Origin of the sequence: Dokdonella soli (genome assembly GCF_039523175.1) — a bacterium.
Classification (GTDB): Bacteria; Pseudomonadota; Gammaproteobacteria; order Xanthomonadales; family Rhodanobacteraceae; genus Dokdonella_A; species Dokdonella_A soli.
In genome coordinates this window covers 16,627-34,316 of the sequence record NZ_BAAAEU010000003.1, presented here as the reverse complement: position 1 = coordinate 34,316, position 17,690 = coordinate 16,627, and the positions used below count along the sequence as shown (strand labels likewise).

The 17,690-nt window shown below is 67.4% G+C and carries 9 protein-coding genes; 3 read left to right on the top strand and 6 right to left on the bottom strand.

Translation table 11 applies throughout. The annotated features are described in order from the left end of the window. Nucleotides 1–133 precede the first annotated feature (133 nt). From ABD002_RS03240 to mrcB, 4 genes are all read right to left on the bottom strand, one after another. Complete coding sequence (locus ABD002_RS03240; protein WP_343787107.1) at nt 134–2,953, bottom strand: S8 family serine peptidase; 2,820 nt, start codon at nt 2,951–2,953, stop codon at nt 134–136. A 528-nt stretch (nt 2,954–3,481) separates the two neighbouring features. Beyond that, nucleotides 3,482–5,395: a DNA repair helicase YoaA gene (yoaA, locus tag ABD002_RS03235; protein WP_343787105.1), complete on the bottom strand. Its 1,914-nt coding sequence runs from the start codon at nt 5,393–5,395 to the stop codon at nt 3,482–3,484. A gap of 232 nt (nt 5,396–5,627) precedes the next feature. Beyond that, on the bottom strand, nt 5,628–6,149 hold the full coding sequence (locus tag ABD002_RS03230; protein ID WP_343787103.1) for a tetratricopeptide repeat protein: 522 nt from the start codon (nt 6,147–6,149) through the stop codon (nt 5,628–5,630). A gap of 182 nt (nt 6,150–6,331) precedes the next feature. Next, the gene (gene mrcB / locus ABD002_RS03225; RefSeq protein ID WP_343787101.1) at nt 6,332–8,626 is read right to left on the bottom strand and encodes a penicillin-binding protein 1B; all 2,295 of its coding nucleotides are present in this window, start codon (nt 8,624–8,626) and stop codon (nt 6,332–6,334) included. Between the two features lie 134 nt (nt 8,627–8,760). Here mrcB and ABD002_RS03220 point away from each other — a divergent pair, with 134 nt between their 5' ends. The 3 genes from ABD002_RS03220 (at nt 8,761) to ABD002_RS03210 (ending at nt 14,034) form a co-directional block, all read left to right on the top strand. After that, nucleotides 8,761–13,188, top strand: a complete 4,428-nt coding sequence (locus ABD002_RS03220; protein WP_343787099.1) for a glycosyltransferase — start codon at nt 8,761–8,763, stop codon at nt 13,186–13,188. A gap of 128 nt (nt 13,189–13,316) precedes the next feature. Continuing rightward, nucleotides 13,317–13,892, top strand: coding sequence for a hypothetical protein (locus tag ABD002_RS03215; protein WP_343787097.1), 576 nt, complete (start codon nt 13,317–13,319; stop codon nt 13,890–13,892). Then, the gene (locus ABD002_RS03210; RefSeq protein WP_343787095.1) at nt 13,861–14,034 is read left to right on the top strand and encodes a choice-of-anchor Q domain-containing protein; all 174 of its coding nucleotides are present in this window, start codon (nt 13,861–13,863) and stop codon (nt 14,032–14,034) included. Before ABD002_RS03215 ends, ABD002_RS03210 begins: the two co-directional genes overlap by 32 nt. Nucleotides 14,035–14,138: 104 nt before the next feature. Here the strand turns inward: ABD002_RS03210 and ABD002_RS03205 are convergent, their stop codons facing one another. After that, on the bottom strand, nt 14,139–14,933 hold the full coding sequence (locus tag ABD002_RS03205) for an NRDE family protein (protein WP_343787093.1): 795 nt from the start codon (nt 14,931–14,933) through the stop codon (nt 14,139–14,141). Nucleotides 14,934–15,098: 165 nt separating this feature from the next. Further along, nucleotides 15,099–17,687, bottom strand: a complete 2,589-nt coding sequence (locus tag ABD002_RS03200; protein ID WP_343787091.1) for a protein kinase domain-containing protein — start codon at nt 17,685–17,687, stop codon at nt 15,099–15,101. Between the last annotated feature and the right edge of the window lie 3 nt (nt 17,688–17,690).

The window sequence follows — 17,690 nt, the reverse complement described above, 5'->3', positions numbered from 1 at the left end:
AATCGGGCCACAACGCGCGCCCAGGCTGCTCGGCTTCATAAAGGGCCCTTCCTCGGGACGCAACAAGAAGCGACGCGCCAAAAAAAGAGGCCTCCCGAAGGAGGCCTCGAAACTAGAGGTCGGACTCCAGGACTCAGTCCGCCTGCTTCAGCAGGCCAGCGTCCGGGCTGAGCACGGGACTGGGAGCAAGGAACGGGCTGACATTGGTCGGATCGAGCGTCACGTCGTCGATGAAGATGTTGCCATCCTTGTGGGTGGCGGCAGCATCGGCATAGACGTACTCGAATTTGATCACATGCGCCGCACCATTGGCGTAGGCGCTGACATCGATCGAGTGGTGGCCGTAGGCGGTCTCCGCTGTGATCGTGCTGAGGTTGGTCGTCTCTACCGCCGTTCCATCAATCGAAACCGTCAGCGTGCCCGCCGCATCCGGCGGAGTCGCAGCGCGACGCCAGTAGTTCAGGAACTGCGGGCCGCCAGCCGGGAAGGTGACGCTCTGCGAGATGTGCTGGACTTCCGCACCGCCACCCCAACCGCCGAACCAGACTGCCCAATTTCCGGTGCGAACCGGAACGGGAAGTGCCGTCGTATTGTTGAAGAAGTTCGTGCCACCCGCCGCACCAGGATTGGTATCCAGGGCATCCCACGAGGGATTCGTGCCAGCCGGACCGGTCGTCGTCTCGAAGCTCGAATCGTGCACAGGCTGCTGAGCCTTGACCGCGACGGTGAGGTGCTGATCCGGCGACAGGCTGCCACTTTCATGCAGATCCACCCGACCATAGGCAAATTGCGTCGACGTGGCGCCGATAGCCGTTGCCGTGATCGTGACTTGCTGGGTGTAACCCGGCGCCAGCGTAAACGCAGCAGGGCTGAAGCTCAGCGTGTAGCCGGCCGGATTGACACCCGCCGCCAGCGCCCAATTGCCGGACTTGTTGAGGCGGTTCCTGAACGTGCGTGTCCAGGTGCAGCCCGTCCCGCACTTCGAATTGCGCAGCGACGCAACGTTCAGGTCCTTGATCGGCAGCGCCGCGGGATCGAAACCGTCAATGAAAATCGTGTCAGCGACTACGCCACGGTGCGGATTGGCCAGTAAGAAGTTGTCCGGCGTCTCATCGAGTGTGAGGCCCGCAAGTGTCGCCTTGGTGAGGTCGACACGGCCGCCGCCGACATCATCCACGGCCCACTGCGTCGTGCCATCCTCTTTGGTGCCCGTCAGCGTGGCTGTCGTTTGCAACGCCGACTTGACTTCCATCGGCGACCAGCTCGGATGCACCGCACGCACGAGCGCTCCGGAACCAGCCAAATGCGGCGAGGACATCGAAGTGCCGCTGAACAGACCGTAGTTACCCTCGCCCGCATCGAGCGCGGCGTAGATGTTGACGCCTGGACCGGTGATGTCCGGCTTGGTCAGGTCGTCGTACGGTGCCATCGTCGGACCGCGGAAGCTGAAGCCGGCGAGCACGTCACCCTGAACCGGCCCGATCACGGCGCGCCGATAGTTGCCGGTGGACCCGGCATTGGCGTTGACGAACGCGATCAGCGCGTCACCGGGAACCTGCGTCATGCTGAACGCGGCGACATTACCGGCAATGGCAGCCGTCAGGGTCGAGGTGTCCATGGAGATCGAGCCGGCCTGGTTGTTGCCGATGACCACCATGCGTGCGCCCGCGTTGTACGCATTGGTGATCTTTTCTGAGAAGGCGCAGCTGCCACGCCGCAGGATCGCGATCGTGCCGGTGAAATTGACGGTGATTCCACCGGTCGCAGTGCAACCGACGGGATTTGCCGGATTCGTGAGCAAGGGGTAGCTGGTGAGATCCGTGGTCGCGGCCGGGGTCAGCGTCGTGCTGCCGGCAATCAGCGGGACGTTCTGGGTTGCGGCAGGCGGCGTGCCAGGACCCACAGCGGTCAGCTGTGGCGAGATCAGCTGGTCCTGGGTCGACGCGGCCACGGTAAGCATCCACGGTCCGTTATTGGCGACGAGGGTAGTCGGATTCGTGCAAGTGGCGCGCGTGTTACCGGCGGATGCCGCCACAAACACGTCAGCACCCTCGGCGCTGAGGAAGTCGAGACTGTCCTGCCATGGATCGCCGCCGCCGCAGGTCGGTCCGATCGAATAGTTGACCACGTCGACCTGGTCGGTGATCGCGTTCTGGATCGCTGCAGTGATCGCATCGCTGGTACAGCCTTTGGCGACATTGCAGACCTTGTACGTGAAGACTTCCGCACACGGCGCCACACCCGACATGGTGACGCCGTTGGGCAGCAACGGTGCCGGACTGACCGTGTTGTCGATCGTGTTGCCGGCGGCCGTGCTGCTCGTATGCACGCCGTGACCATTGCCGGAATCGGCTTCCGGTGTGGTACCGGTGCACGACGTGCCATTGTTGGTCATGCAGTCCTTGGCGTGCAGCTTCGGATGGGTATTGCTGAAGCCGCACATGGGATCATTTGCGAACGAGGGGTGTGCAGCGTACGAGCCTGTGTCGATGACGCCAACGCGCACGCCCTGGCCACGGGTGGCGGCGGCGTAGCTCGGGACCTTCGTACCGTCCCAGATCGTGTTCGCGCCAATGAAGGTGGGGCCGCGGAACGTATCCGGCTGCAAGACGGCAACTGCCGACACCGACACGACGCCGGGCACGCCTGCAACGGCAGCGGCCTCGGCCTGGCTCATCGCAACGGAAATCGCGCTGCGCGTGACGTCATAGGTGAAGCTGATGGCAAGGTTGCGACCGAGCTTCTGTTCGATCGCGCTGATGTAGTAGTCGCGCTGCGCGGACAGATAGGCCTTGTAGGAGTTGGCGGCCGGTGAGTTGGCGTCGACCTTGCGCGAACTGTTCGCACTGACCAGATCCGACGCTGGCGCAGTTCGCTGCAGACCCGAGATGCCACCCTTGTAGTTGGCAAGACCCGCCTCCGCAAAAGTGATGATGTAGCGACCCGTTGTCACAGCCCCTGCGGCATTCTCTCCCTTGGACTCTGGGGAAGACCCCGCCGCGTACAGGTCGGGCGGGCTCATTCCACACAAGGCTATCCCGACGGCGGCGGCCAGGACTGAAATTCGAACCGATTTCATGCGTTACCCCCTCTCAAAAGAACGAATCTGTCGCTTCCCGGACCGGAGATCCGCGACGCGACCCCAAAAAGACACGGCACACCAGCTCCATTTGAAGCGATTGCGCCGACCAAGCCCGTTTTGTTGCAAACAGAATCCGCCGCGCCCCTCCCCAGGAGTGCGCCCGTCGTCCATGAGCGAGGTGAATCGACACTGAAACAACGTGAGGCTGGCTCTTATAGCATCGTCATTTGGTTGTCGCAAAGGTCTGCGGCACGCATTTCGATGGACTCCGCCGATAGACAGAGACGAGGCCGGTACTGAAGACGGAGATCTTGCGGCTACGCGCTCACGATGGCGCGCGCTGAAACCTCATGCCAAATCATTCGCAAACAAAGGGATGGCTGATCCGAGTCGATTCCGTCAGGGATGGGCGGTGAAAAACCGCTCGACGTCGGCCGCCTCGCGCGTGCGTGGCAACGGCGGCAGGCTGGCGAGGAAAAGCTTTCCATAGCCGCGCGACGTCAGGCGCGGATCGCACAACACCAGCACACCGCGATCACGCACGTCGCGGATCAATCGACCCGCCCCCTGCTTCAATGCGATCACGGCGGCCGGAATCTGCCAGTCGGTGAACGGATTGCCGCCGGCTTCGCGCAATGCCTCTAGCCGCGCGACCAGCACCGGATCGTCCGGCGCCGCGAACGGCAGCTTGTCGATGACGACGACGCTGAGCGCCTCGCCGGCGACATCGACGCCCTCCCAGAAGCTCGCCGCGCCAAGCAGCACGCCGTTGCCCGATGCGCGGAACGCTTCGAGCAAGCGGTTGCGCGGCGCTGTGCCCTGCACGAACAGCGGGAACGCCGCGCGTTCGGGCAGCAGTTCCGCCGCGCGGCGCAGCGCGCGGTGCGAGGTGAACAGCAGGAACGCGCGGCCACGCGAAGCTTCGAGCACCGGAATCACCGCATCGATGACGCGGTCTACGTAGTCCGCCGCGGACGGATCGGGCAAGCCCCGCGGCAAGTAGGCAAGCGCCTGCTGCGCATAGTCGAACGGGCTGTCGAGGAGCAGCGTGTGCGGATCGTCGAGGCCGAGCTGGCGCGCGAAATGATCGAAGCGGCCGGCGACCGACAAGGTCGCCGAGGTGAAGATCCACGCCGCATGGCTCTGCGCGCGCAGCTCGCGCAGCGGCTGCGACAGGTCGAGCGGCGTCGCGTGGAACGCGAAGCCATGCGTCGTGAGTTCGTACCAGTGGACCGCGTCGCGTGCGCCGCTGTCGGTCAGGTGCGCGAGGCGCGCGACTTGTTGCGCAGCGCGCTCGCCGACGCTGGCGAGGCCGCGACTGCGTTCGGCGTGCTTGTCGAGCGTCTCGGCCAGTGCGCCAAGCGCATCGCGCAGAGCGGCCAGTTCGGACTCAACCTCGGCGTCGCGCTCGATCTGCACGAACGCGCCCTTGGCCGGGAACCGATCGAGCGCGAGACGCACGCGTTTGACCGCCGCGTTCAGCGGCTCGATCACCGGTTGCAGCACCGCCAATGCACCGCTCACGTTCGCACATTCGGCGAACGCGTCGCCGGAAAGCTCGGTCAACTGGCGTGCCGACAGCGTCACCGAGAAGAACTGTCCGGCCAGTTCGGGGATCTGGTGCGCTTCGTCGAGGATGAACGCGTGTGCGCCGGGCAGTATCTCGCCGAACCCTTCCTGCTTGATCGCGAGATCCGCGAACAGCAGGTGATGATTGACGATGACGAGATCGGCCTCCTGCGCCGCGCGTCGCGCCTTGACCACGAAGCAGTCGTTGAACATCGGGCAATCGGCGCCGAGGCAGTTCTCGGTCGTCGAGGTCACGCGCGGCCACAGCGTCGAGTCTTCCGCGATCTCGGCGAGTTCGGCGCGATCGCCGCTGCGCGTGCGCGTGGCCCAGACGCGGATCGCCTGCAGTTGCGACACTTGCTCGCGGCTCGTGAAACGCCCTTCCTGATGCGCCTGGTCGAGCCGGTGCAGGCACAGGTAGTTCGCCCTGCCCTTCAGCAGCGCAGCCGACAGACGCGCGCCGAGCACGCTGCGCACCTGCGGCAGATCGCGATGGAACAGCTGGTCCTGCAGCGTCTTGGTGCCGGTCGAGACAATCACGCGCTTGCCCGACGTGAGCGCGGGTACGAGATAGGCGAAGGTCTTGCCGGTACCGGTGCCGGCCTCGGCGACCAGCATCTGCCGATCGGCAATCGCTTCTTCGACGGAAGCCGCCATCGCTTGCTGCGAGGCACGCGGCGCGAAGCCGGGCACCTCGCGCGCGAACGGACCATCGGGTCCGAGCAGGTCGGCGGCGGCCGTCATGGCGTCGCGACCCGAAGCCCTCTCCCTCGGGCAGAGCCCGGGGGAGCGGGTTGGGTGAGGGGGCGGGGGTTGAGCGAAGACGATGGCATCGAGGTTTGCGGGAGCAGTCGTGGCAGGCAAGCATCCGGGAAGCGTCGGCGACTTGCAGCATCGCGCACCATCGAGCCCCCGCCCCCTCACCCCAACCCTCTCCCCCAACGATGACGCCGTCGGGGGAGAGGGAGGTGAAGTGTCACATCCGCAATCGCGGCGGCACGCGGCATTCCTTGAGGTGCTGCTTCGCCTGTGCAACCGTCGCCGCGTCGTCCATCGCGGTGCGCGCTTCGACCATCGTCTGCCAATTGCGTGCGCACAGACTGCCGACCTTCGGCCCGAGACTGAAGCTCTTCATCGCCAGCTGCTCGGCTTGCTGCCAGTCGCTGCGCCCGATTTCGAGCTCGGCCAGGTACTGCAGGATGTCCGGCGCGTCCGGCGCAAGCTTCAGCGCACTGTTCGCGGCGTTCACCGCACCCGCGTAGTCGCGCGCGGCCTCGGCATCGTGTGCCTTCTTCAGGAATCCATCGATCGCCGAATCGCGCAGCGGCTGCACCTGTACCGCGGAATCGAGACCGTCGCCCGCGGCGCGGATCGCGTGCACCGCGGCAACGGGATCGTGCGCGGGTGCCGGCTTCACGCTCGGCGAGGGCGGACCAGGTTGCGTGCAAGCGGTGAGCGCGAGCGCAGCCAACAGGGAACAATGAAGCGTGTATTTCATGTCTGCTCGATGGGAGGTGGATCGAAGGGCCGAAGCGACGGCCGGAGCGACCGATTTTCGCACGTGCGCCTAGTGATTCGGACGGATTTGATTCAATTCGACCGAATCAAATCCCCTCCCCTCGCCCTCTCCCGCTGGCGCAAGGGGGCAATCGGAGGTACGCAAACCATTCGCTTGTCGTGTCATTGACCGCTGCTGGTTCCGAAGAACTGGCGCAGCTGATCCAGCGGGCAATGTTCCTCTTCGGTCGGCGCGTAACCGGTCGCGAACGGCAGTTCACGTGCGCCCGAGCAGGCGGAATCCGAGCGCTTGCCCGATTGCGGATCCACCCAGGCCTGCTCGATGCCATCCTGCGGCACGACCAGCGGCGTGGTCGGCAGGCGTTTCATCAATTCGATCCAGATGCGCAGGCCGCCGGTCGCGCCGACCAGGCCGGTCGGCTTGTTGTCATCGCGGCCGACCCAGGCGACCGCAAGCGCATCACCGGTGAAGCCGGCGAACCACGAGTCGCGCTGAGTGTCGCTGGTGCCGGTCTTGCCGGCCGCATGCAGGTTGCCGAGGCCGACATCGTTGATCGCATGCGCGGTGCCGTTGATCGCGACCTGCTGCATCGCATGCGTCACGAGGCGCGTCGCGGTCGTGTAATCGCCGGCGCCAGGCTTGACTGCGTAGCGCGACAGCGGGCGGCCTTTCGCGTCGAGCACGCCACGCAGTGTGCGCAACGGCAGCGCGTGCCCGTCCGCAGCAAGGTACTGATACAGCCGCGCGACATCGAACGGGCTCAGATCGATCGCGCCGAGCAGCATCGATGGATTCGGATTGATGTCGCGGCCGAGTCCGAACGATTGCAGGAAGCCGTGTACGCGATCGACTCCGATGCGCTGGCCGAGATGGATCGTCGCCAGATTCCAGCTGTGCGCCAACGCATCGATCAGCAGCACCTGACCGTGGGTCTGGTGATCGTCGTTCTCAGGACGCCAGCGTGCGCCACCGGGCTGCGGCAGGTCGATCGCGCTGTCGTCGAGCAGGGTCGCCAGCGAATAGCGCTGCGGCTGCGCGAGCGCAACCAGGTTCACGAAGGGTTTCACCAGCGAACCGATCGGACGCAATGCATCGAGCGCGCGATTGAAGCCCGGCGCATCGACGTCGCGGCTGCCGATCATCGCCTGCACTTCGCCATCGCGCGCGCCGGTCACGACCAGCGCGGTCTCGACCGCATCACCGCGCTTGCCGATGCCCGCCAGCGCTTTCTCGATCGCGTCCTCGCCGAGCGTCTGCACCGACGGCGCCAGCGTGGTGTGGATCGCCAGGCCCGCGCTGTTGAGTTCGGTGTCCGGATAGTCCTGCTTGAGCTGGCGGCGCACCAGGTCGAGGAAGGCCGGGTAGCGATCGCGCGGCAAGGTCGCGTTCGCTGCCGTGCCGATCGGCTGCTTGCTCGAGCTCGCGAATGTTGCGTCGTCGATCAGGCCGGTATCGCGGAACACGCCGAGCACGACATTGCGCCGCGCCAGCGTGCGCTCGGGATTGCGGCGCGGGTCGTACAGGCTCGGCCCCTGCACCATGCCGACCAGCAGCGCGATGTCGGCGGGTCCGAGTCCACGCAGGTCGCGACCGAAATAGAACTCGCTTGCGGCAGCGAAGCCGTGCACGGCCTGGCCACCCTGCTGGCCGAGAAACACCTCGTTGACATAGGCCTCGAGGATGCGTTGCTTGTCGTAGCGCGCCTCGATCAGCAGCGACAACAGCGCCTCGTTGAGCTTGCGCGTGAAGGTCTGGCCGCGATCGAGGAACAGGTTCTTGACCAGCTGCTGGGTCAGCGTCGAGCCGCCCTGCACGACGTGTCCGGCGACCAGGTTCGCCCATGCCGCGCGCACGATCGCACTCGCATTGATGCCGTGATGGTGCTTGAAGTCGCGGTCCTCGACCGCCTGCAGGCCGCCCAGCAGCAACGGCGGTACCTCGCCGAGCTGCACGATGCGGCGATCTTCTTGCAGCGCGCCATACAGCGTCGCGATACGCGCGGGCTCGAGGCGCACCTTCGCGAGCGCGGCGCCGGAGTCGGCATCGACCAACTGGCTGACGCGACCGTCTGCGAGGCTCACCGCGATGCGCTTCTCGTGCTCGCGGCCATCGAGATAGACAAACCCGCGCCGCGCGATCGTGAACCGTGCGCCGGCGCGATGCCAGGTGCCCGGCGTGCGCGCCTGTGGATCATCGACGTAGCGCGCCGCGGCCAGTTCGATCTGCAGCATTTCCGCGCTGAGCGGCATGCCGGGCGCGAGCTGCAGCGGACGTGCATAGACGCGACTCGGGATTTCCCAGGACAAATCGTCGAAGCGGCTGCGCACCTCGCGATCCAGATAGAACGTGTACGGCGTCAGGAAGCCGATGGCGGCGCCGACGCCGATCAGGAACGGAATCCGCGCCCAGCGCCAGAGGATGCGCGATGCGCTCAGCGAACTCGAAAGAAAGGACAAGCGGAAGGTCCGGGCGGGTGCGGTGGGATCAAAGCCGCGCGCAGTGTAGCCGCGCCGCGTCGCGCGTGGCGAGACGCGCGACGCAGACGGATCGGCGATAATCGGGCTTGTCTGCGCCTGCCACCGGAGCCTTGATGCACGCCATTCCGTTCGCCGCCAAGCCGTCCGACGGCAACGGGATCGACGAGCGTGCCGCGTCCGCAGCGCCGCTGCGCGTCTGCGTCTACGGGACGGAAACGCCCAGCGACGACGCGCTGGCCGCCCTCAAAGCGAGGCTGCCGGAGTCGGCGCGACTCGCGCTCGTCGGTGGATGCGCGACCAGCACGGCCTGGCCGGAGGCTGAACGGCTGCTGGATGTCGAACAAGGTTGGCACCCGACCGAAGTCGCCATCGGAGCGAGCAAGCGGTTCCCGGGCGAGCACATTATTCTCGTCCGCGCCGACTTGCGCCTGCCCGAGTTCGCCTGCGAACGCCTGCTGCATGCGCTGGATAGCGACGACGTGCTCGGCGCGGTGTCGCTCGACAATGCAGGGCGGTGTCCGCTGCCAGCGCACGAAGGCAGCGGTGTCGATGCGCAGCGGCTCGATGCGCTCTGCTTCGCGTACTCCGACCGTCGCCTGCTCGACGATCCCTATTTTCCGGAATCTCCAAACGGGTTCTCGGCCTGGCACGGCGAACGTCTCGCGCGCCTCGGCGCGGACCGCCTGCGTGACCGCGACGCGATCGAAGCGTCCGGGCTGCGCGTCGTGCTGCTCGACCATCTCTATATCGAAACAGGGACAGGCACCGGAAAAGCGCCTGATCCATCGAAGGGCGAACCCCGCGATGCCAAACCACCGTCCGTGCTCGATCCGCTGCGCGAACGCGTAGCCGCCGCGCTGACCGCGGAATTCACGCCGGGCTGCCCCGGCCTCGATCGCAAACCCGTGCTGCTGCACGTGCTGCACGGCTGGGGCGGCGGCGCCGAGCGTTGGGTGCGCGATTTCGCGGCCGCAGACGGACGTTCGCATCACCTCGTGCTGATCGCGCGCGGCAACTTCGCACGCCGGCGCCACGGCGAGTGGCTCGAACTCCATGACGGCACCCTTGCCGGGCCGCCGCTGCGGCGCTTTCCATTGCCGCGACCGATCGCCGATACCGCATTGGGCGATCGCGCTTATCGCGACCTGTTTGCGAACATCGTGCGCGCCTACTGCGTCGACGCGATCGTGGTGTCCTCGCTGATCGGCCACAGCCTCGATGCATTGCGCAGCGGCCTGCCGACGTCCTGCGTGGTGCATGACCACTATCCGCTGTGGCCGATACTGCATCGCGATTTCGGCGACGCGTCGCTGCGCTTCGACGACGCGCAGCGAGCGGCCGACCTCGCCGCGGCCAGTGACGACCGCGAATTCGCGAACCGTGATCCGCAGCATTGGCGGCGCTTGCGCGACGAAACCGTCCACGCGATGCACGCGGCCCGGGCAACCTTGATCGCCCCGAGCCGCTCGGCGCTGGCGAATCAGCTGCGCCTTGCGCCGGAATTGCGTGAGCTGAGCGCGCATGTCGTCGCGCACGGACTCGCGCCGTGGCCTGCCGATGCGCCGCGCGTGTCCGCTTCGCTACCGCGCGGGCGCCTGCGCCTGGTCGTGCCCGGACGCATCCGTCGCGGCAAGGGTGCCGAGCTGCTGACGACCGCGCTGCCGCGCTTGCGCGAGCACGCGGACTTGTTCCTGCTCGGCGCCGGTGCCGACGCGCACGCGCTGTTCGGCGAAGCGGGCGTGCATATCGTGCTCGACTACCGCCGCGATGAGCTGCCGCGCCTGCTCAACGACATCCGGCCCGATGCCGCGCTGCTGCTGCCGACCGTCGCCGAGACATTCAGCTACACGCTGTCCGAGTTGAGCAGCCTTGGCGTGCCGGTGATCGCGACGCGCGTCGGCGCGCTGGCCGAGCGCATCGACGACGGCGTCGATGGTTTTCTCGTCGACGCCGATGCCGATGCGGTCGTCGCGCGCATCGGTGCGCTCGCCGTCGACAAGCGCCCTTTGGAGCAGGTCCGTACGACGCTGGCGGCACGACCCGTCGCAACGCCGCTCGACATGGCGCAGGCCTACACCACGATCCTGCAACTCCACGAGCGCGCGCCACTGCGCTATCCGCTGGCGACGACGGACGGCGCGTTGCTGGAAGCCGCCGTCGCGGTGGACGCATTGCGCGCCGCACGCGAACACGAGCAGGTCCTGCAGGCGGATCTGGCCGCGACACGCGCGGAAAGCGATCGCCGTGGCGACTGGGGCCACGCGCTCGATCGCGAGCTCGCGGTCACCGGGCGCAAACTCAAGACGCTGCATGGCGAACTCGATGAGCGTACGCGCTGGGCGCTTGCACTCGATGCCGAGCTGCAGGACGTCAAACCGCGCCTTGCGCAGATGCTCGCAAGTACGTCATGGCGTATCACGGCGCCGCTGCGAGCGGCGAACGCACGCGTGCGCGGCCTGCGCGCCAGCCTCGCCTACCGCACGCTGAAACTGCGCGCCGTCGGCGGCCGCCTGCGCGGCAGTCTTGTGCAACGCGGTGTCGCCGGTACTTTCGCGCGCATCGCGCAGGAATTGCGTGGTGGCGGCCGGACCAAGGCGCGCGTCGCCTACGCCGAGCCGCGCGACGACTTCGCACCGTTCGCGGTACCGGGCAGCGACACACCGCGTGTCTCGATCGTGATCCCGGTCTACAACAAGATCGCCTACACCGGCGCCTGCCTGCGCTCGATCGCCGAACATGCCGGCGCGATTCCGTTCGAGGTCATCGTCGTCGATGACGGCTCCAGCGACGCGACCCCACAGCGCCTGGCCGAGATCACCGGTATTCGCGCGCTGCGCAATGCGCAAAACCTCGGCTTCATCGGCTCGTGCAATGCCGGCGCCGCCGCCGCGCGCGGCGACTACGTGCTGTTCCTCAACAACGACACCGTGGTCACCGCGGGCTGGCTCGACGCGTTGGTGCGTTGCCTCGAGGAGGCGCCGCAGGCCGGCCTGGTCGGTGCGAAGCTCGTGTATCCGGATGGCCGCCTGCAGGAAGCCGGCGGCATCGTGTTCAACGACGGCTCGGGTTGGAATGTCGGTCGCTTCGAGGATCCGGACGACGCCCGCTACAATTTCCGCCGCGAAACCGACTATTGCTCAGGCGCCGCAATCCTGCTGCGCCGCGACCTGTTCGCGCAGCTCGGCGCATTCGACACGCGCTACACGCCGGCCTACTACGAGGACACCGACCTCGCGTTCGCAGTGCGCGCGGCCGGTCTCAAGGTGTACTACGAACCGGCGGCGACCGTCGTGCATTTCGAGGGCATCACCTCGGGAACCGACACCGCGAGCGGCACCAAGCGCTACCAGGTGATCAATCGCGAGAAGTTCCTGGAAAAATGGAAGGATACGCTCGCACACCAGCCCGCGCCGGGCACGCCGATCACGCGCGCGGCGACGCATCGCGCGCGCAAGCGCGTGCTGATCGTCGACGCGACCACGCCGACGCCGGACCAGGATTCCGGTTCGCTGCGCATGGTCAATCTGATGCGCGTGCTCGCCGATCTCGGCTGCCAGGTCAGCTTCCTGCCGGACAACCGTGTCTACGTCGAACGCTACACGCGCGCGTTGCAGGAGCTCGGCGTCGAAGCGTTGTATGCGCCGTATGCGCAGGATCCGGTCAAGCTGTTCCGCGAGCGCGGCCGCGAGTTCGACTTGATCGTGCTGTCGCGCCACTACGTCGCCGCGAGTTTCGTCGGCCTCGCGCGCCTGTATGCGCCGCAGGCGAAGCTCGCGTTCGATACCGTCGACCTGCACTACCTGCGCGAGCAGCGCGCAGCGGAACTGGACGGCAACGCCGATCTCGCGCGTCACGCGGCCGCAACACGCGCGCAGGAGCTGAAGCTGATCCGCGAATGCGATGTCACGCTGGTCGTCAGCCCGGTCGAGCAGGAACTGCTTGCCAGGGATGCACCCGGCGCGCGCGTCGAGGTGCTGTCGAACGTGCACGAAGTCTTCGGCTGCCGCAGACCCTACGCCGACCGTCGCGACCTGGTCTTCGTCGGCGGTTTCCAGCATCCGCCGAATACCGACGCGGTGGACTGGTTCGTCAGCGAGGTCTTTCCGCTGGTCCGCGCGGAACTGTCTGAACTGCGCTTCCACGTGATCGGCAGCAAGGTGCCGGACGCGATCCGCGCGCTCGCCGGCGCGCACGTGATCGTGCACGGCTATCTCGAGGACATTGATCCGTACATGGAAGGCTGCCGCATCTCGGTCGCACCGCTGCGCTACGGTGCCGGCGTCAAGGGCAAGGTCAACATGGCGATGAGCCACGGCCTGCCGGTCGTCGCGACCACGGCCGCGGTCGAGGGCATGCACGTGAATGCGGGCACGGACGTGCTGGTTGCCGACACCGCCGTCGCGTTCGCCGCCGAGGTCGTGCGCCTGTACCGCGATGAGGCGCTGTGGAACGTCTTGTCGGCGAACGGCCTCTCCAACGTGGAACGGCATTTCTCGTTCGCGGCAGCGCGCACGGCGGTGCAGCGCATCCTGGCCCGCTGACGTTACATCGCGACGCAGCGCCGGGTCGCGCGCTTGCGCCACCTCCCCACCCACACTTAGGTTTGCGCCGGCCGTGCCGACCGGCGCCGCTCGCTGCGCGCGGCGCCGGATTGAACCAGGAGGGCGACATGAACGGACGACGCGTCTGGGCATTGGGTGCCGCGCTGGTTGCGGCGTCGACGGCTCCCGCGACGAAATGGGCCGGCACGATCCAGGTCACTGACACCGGCGCCGCGTCCGCCACGACGTGCACGGTGGCGCAGGCGATCTACGCCGCCAACCTCGCCAACAATCCCGCCAACGCGACACCTGCGGGCGTCACCACGGTGATGCCCCTTTCGGACTCAGCCACGACGACGACCGGCAGTTGCAACGGAGCCGGCTCGGGCGCCAACACGATCGACCTGACTGCAGTCGCCGGCCGGACCCTCACGTTCTCCGCAGCCGACAACTACTGGTACGGTCCGAATGTGCTGCCGCCGATCGCCAGCACCATAGTGATCGAGGGCCAAGGCGCTACGCTCAGCGTGATGACGGGCGTCGGCCGGCTGCGTTTCTTCTTCATCGGCGCCGATGCAAACAGTTCTGCGACGCCCGGTTACAACACGCCCGGCCCGGGCAATCTCACGCTGCACCGACTGCGCCTCACGGGCGGACGCCAGCAGGGTGGCAATGCCGCTCTCCGCGAGCAGCCCGGCCTATAACGCGGCCTACATCTGTGCGGACGCCCAAGGCCATCCGATCGCGACCGACGAGCGCGGTGTTGCCCGACCGCAATTCGGGTCGTGCGATCTCGGCGCTTACGAGTACGACAACGACTACATCTTTGCGAACGGCTTCGACTGACGCGCCCCGATTCACCGCCATGCGGTCGACTGCATGAGTATCGCTGGCGCGTCGCGCCTGCGGCCGCTTCGCCGCCGCGCAGCACTGCGGGCGGAAGCCCAGCGTCAGGACTCCATTGTCTCCGCAAAACCGGCCCGCGGCGATGCCTGCCAGCGCGCTTCGCCCTGCGCACTCTCGTCCGGCCCAAACCGGCGCTCGCGCAGGATCAGGGCCCCATCTGCGCGGCGCGCCGCCAGCGTTCCGGCGCGCGTGCCGTATTTCTCGCCACGGATGAAGATCGGTGCAAGCCGGCGTTCGAGATCGAGGCCGATACCGGTGTCGGGCAACAGTTCGTCCGATGGTTGCACTTCATCCATCAGCAGATCGAGCAGGCGCGTCTCGTCACCGGCGCCGGGACGTGTTCCGGCCGCTTCGACGAACCGGCGCCGCAAGCGCTCGGTCTTCGGCCAGTGCACGCCGATCGCACCATTGCTGATCACGTGCACGCCTGCGCCGAGTGTCCACACGTCGCCGTCCGCGCTGCCGAGTGCGAACGCGCCCGAACGGTCGCCGACGACCAGGTTGAACGGACCGTAGTCGCCGGTGTCTGCGCGCAGCGCATCGAGAAACGCGGCCGGCTCCGCATCGCCGAGCATGAAATCGCGCACCAGCCAGCCACGCGAGCGCGGCGCGGTTGCCGGCACGCCGGTACGCAGGTTGGTGACCGCGGCAAAGCGACCGTCGTCGCGCAATGCGAGCCAGGAACCGCCGGCGACGAGGTCACGACCGCCAACGACGTGCGCGTTCTCCACCCAAGGCTGCGCCGCGGAACTTGCACGCGCATGGAACTCGTCGCGGTTGCCGAGCAGCAGCAGCGGGAATTCGGGTGTCGCGTCAATCGCGATCAATAGCAGGCACATGGGAAGTTTGTAGCTAGCGATTGAACTCGGTAAGGGTCATCGAACACGCGTCAAATTTCTTGCGGCGAGCCATGCTGACGCCTCCATGTCCAACAGCTGAACTCGATCGAAGCCAATCTCGGCGACTAGATCGTTGACCACTAAGAATTCGCGGTTCCACGGAAACTAGCCGCGCCCTTCCGCCATCGCCCGCACCCGAGCCTCCAGCGGCGCGAGACGCGGACTGTTCGGACTCAGTTCGCGCGCCGCATCGAGCGCACGCGCGGCGTCGGCGCGACGGCCTTCGCCGATGCGCGCGTCGGCCTGGTCGAGGAATGCGTTGGCGAGGCGTTCGCGCATCGCCGGGACCGAGGCATCGTCCGGCGCGATCTGGCGCACCGAATCGAGCAGCGCGCGCGCACGCTGCGGCGCGCCGTCGGTCAGCGCCTGCGCGAACAGCTCCTTCGCGCGCGCGGGCAGGCGCGCCATGCCGTCGAGCGCGTCCCGGTCGTTGCCGTCGATCGCGAGCGCGGCGCGGTACTTGTCGTAGGCGCTGTCGCCAGGCGGGATGATCAGGTTGCCGGCGGCGACAGCCCTTGCGGCGTCCGCGACCAGCTTGCGCACCTGGTCCGCCTGCGCCGGCGTGACGGGGCCCCGGTGCGAATCGATATCGAGGCGCTCGCGCAGTTCGCGCAGGTTCGCACGCGCGGCGCGCAGATCCGGCGAGGCCGGTGCGAGTTCCGCCGCAGACGCGAGCAGCTTGTCGGCTGCGCCGGGGTTGCTGTCCTCGATCGCCGCATTCGCCTGCACCACGAACGCCTGCGCGATGCGCTGCAGGCCCTGCTTTGCGCGCGCGTTGGCCGGGTCCTGCTTCAACACCGCGCGGAACAGGTCGAGCGCGGATTCCTCGCTGCCGGCGAGCTGGCCGGCGCGCACCTGGGCTTCGGCGCGATCGAGCGTGGCCTCGAGCGCTGCGCGCTCGGCGTCGCGCGCTTGCGCAATCTGGCCCAGCAGTTCCGGCAGCCCCGGGTACGCGGGCTGGATGCGCGAAATCTCCTCCGCACGCGCGCTGGCAGCGGTCGTGTCCTTGTCCGCCAGGGCACGCCGCGCCTGCGCGACGAGTGCGTCGGCGGATTTGCCAAGGCCTGCCTGTGCAAGTGCATTGCCCTTGTCACCGTCGAGTGCGCGCTGATAGAGCGCGGCGGCGCCGTCCGTGCCGGTGATGCGCCCGGCGTCGAGCGCACTGCTCGCCTGCTCCAGCAGTTGTGCGGTCGCAGTGCCGTTCGCCTCGCGTTCCTTCAGGGCATGATCGAGGCGATCGACGTCGAGTCCTCCGCCGAGCAGTTCACGCGCGCTGTCGAGCGACCCCCGCGCCGCGGCGAGATCATCCTGCTTCAGCGCCGCCTGCGCGCGCTCGAGCAGCCTGTGACCGACCTGTTCGACGCCACGCCGCGCGATGTCGTTGTCCGGATCCTGCGCGCGCGCGGCGAGGAACAGCTCGCGCGCGCTGTCGCCCTGGTTGCCGGTCAGGTTCCCGGCGTCGAGCGCATGCTGCGCACGCGACAGCGTGTCGTTGAATTCGGTGCGCGGCAGCAGGTGGCGCAGGCGGTCCTGGTAGTGCCAAGCGGCCAGCGCGGCGCCGGCCAGCAGCGCCACGATGATCAGCGTGCCCAGGCCGCGATGGGAACGTCCCTTGCGCGCGCGCCGCGCTGCGGGCGCAGCGCGATCTGCCCTCATGACGTCATTGTCGAGCGCGGCGACGATCTGGTCGAATCGACCGAGATTCGGTTCGGCACGCTCGCGCGGTGCCGCGCCCGATGCTGGTGGCGGCGTCGGGACGATCGATATCCGCGTGTCGAGCGGCGTGTCGTCGCGACCGGACATGCTCGGCATGCCGGTGAGCTCGGGCAACGCGCCATCGCGCGTGTGACGCTCGATCTCGGCGATCGCGGCAGCAACTTCGTTGCCGGTCTGGAAGCGGTCCTCGGGCTGCTTCGCGAGCATCCTGTCGAGCAGCGGCTGCAGTGCGCCGAGTGCTTCCGGCAGCAGCGGCACCGGCTGCGTGATGTGCATGATGCCGATCGCGAGCGAATCCTCGGCGTGGTACGGCACGCGCCCGAGCAGCATCTCGTGGAGGACGACACCGAGGCTGTACAGGTCGGCGCGTCCGTCGATCTGCCTGCCTCGCGCCTGCTCGGGGCTCATGTAGTGCGGCGTGCCGACAATGGCGCCGGTCTTGGTCATGCGCAGCGCCGAGTCGAGCGCGCGCGCGATGCCGAAATCGGTGAGCGCGGACGAGCCATCGTCGCGCAGCAGGATGTTGTCGGGCTTGACGTCACGATGGACGAACCCCTTCTCCTGCGCGTAGTTGAGCGCGCCGGCGATCTCGCGGGCCACGCGCAAGGCGAACGCAGGCGCGCGCGGGCTGCCGTCCTTGGGCAGCACCGGACCGCCGCTGAGGTATTCCATCGCGATGTAGTGGTAGTCGCCGGCGCGGCCGACGTCATGGATGCCGACGACGTGGCGGTGATGCAAGTGCGCGGCGATCTTCGCCTCGCGCAGGAAGCGTTCGCCGAAGTTCGGATCGGCCAGCAGCGCGGGCGACATCACCTTCAGCGCGACCTCGCGATCCACCGACTCCTGGACCGCCAGGTAGACCGTGGCCATGCCGCCCCGGCCGAGCTGGCGCAACAGGCGATAACCGGGAATCTCGATCACGTTCGCGTCATTTCCATGGGTGCGTCCGGCTGCGGGCAGGACGGGGAGCAGCTTCAAGAA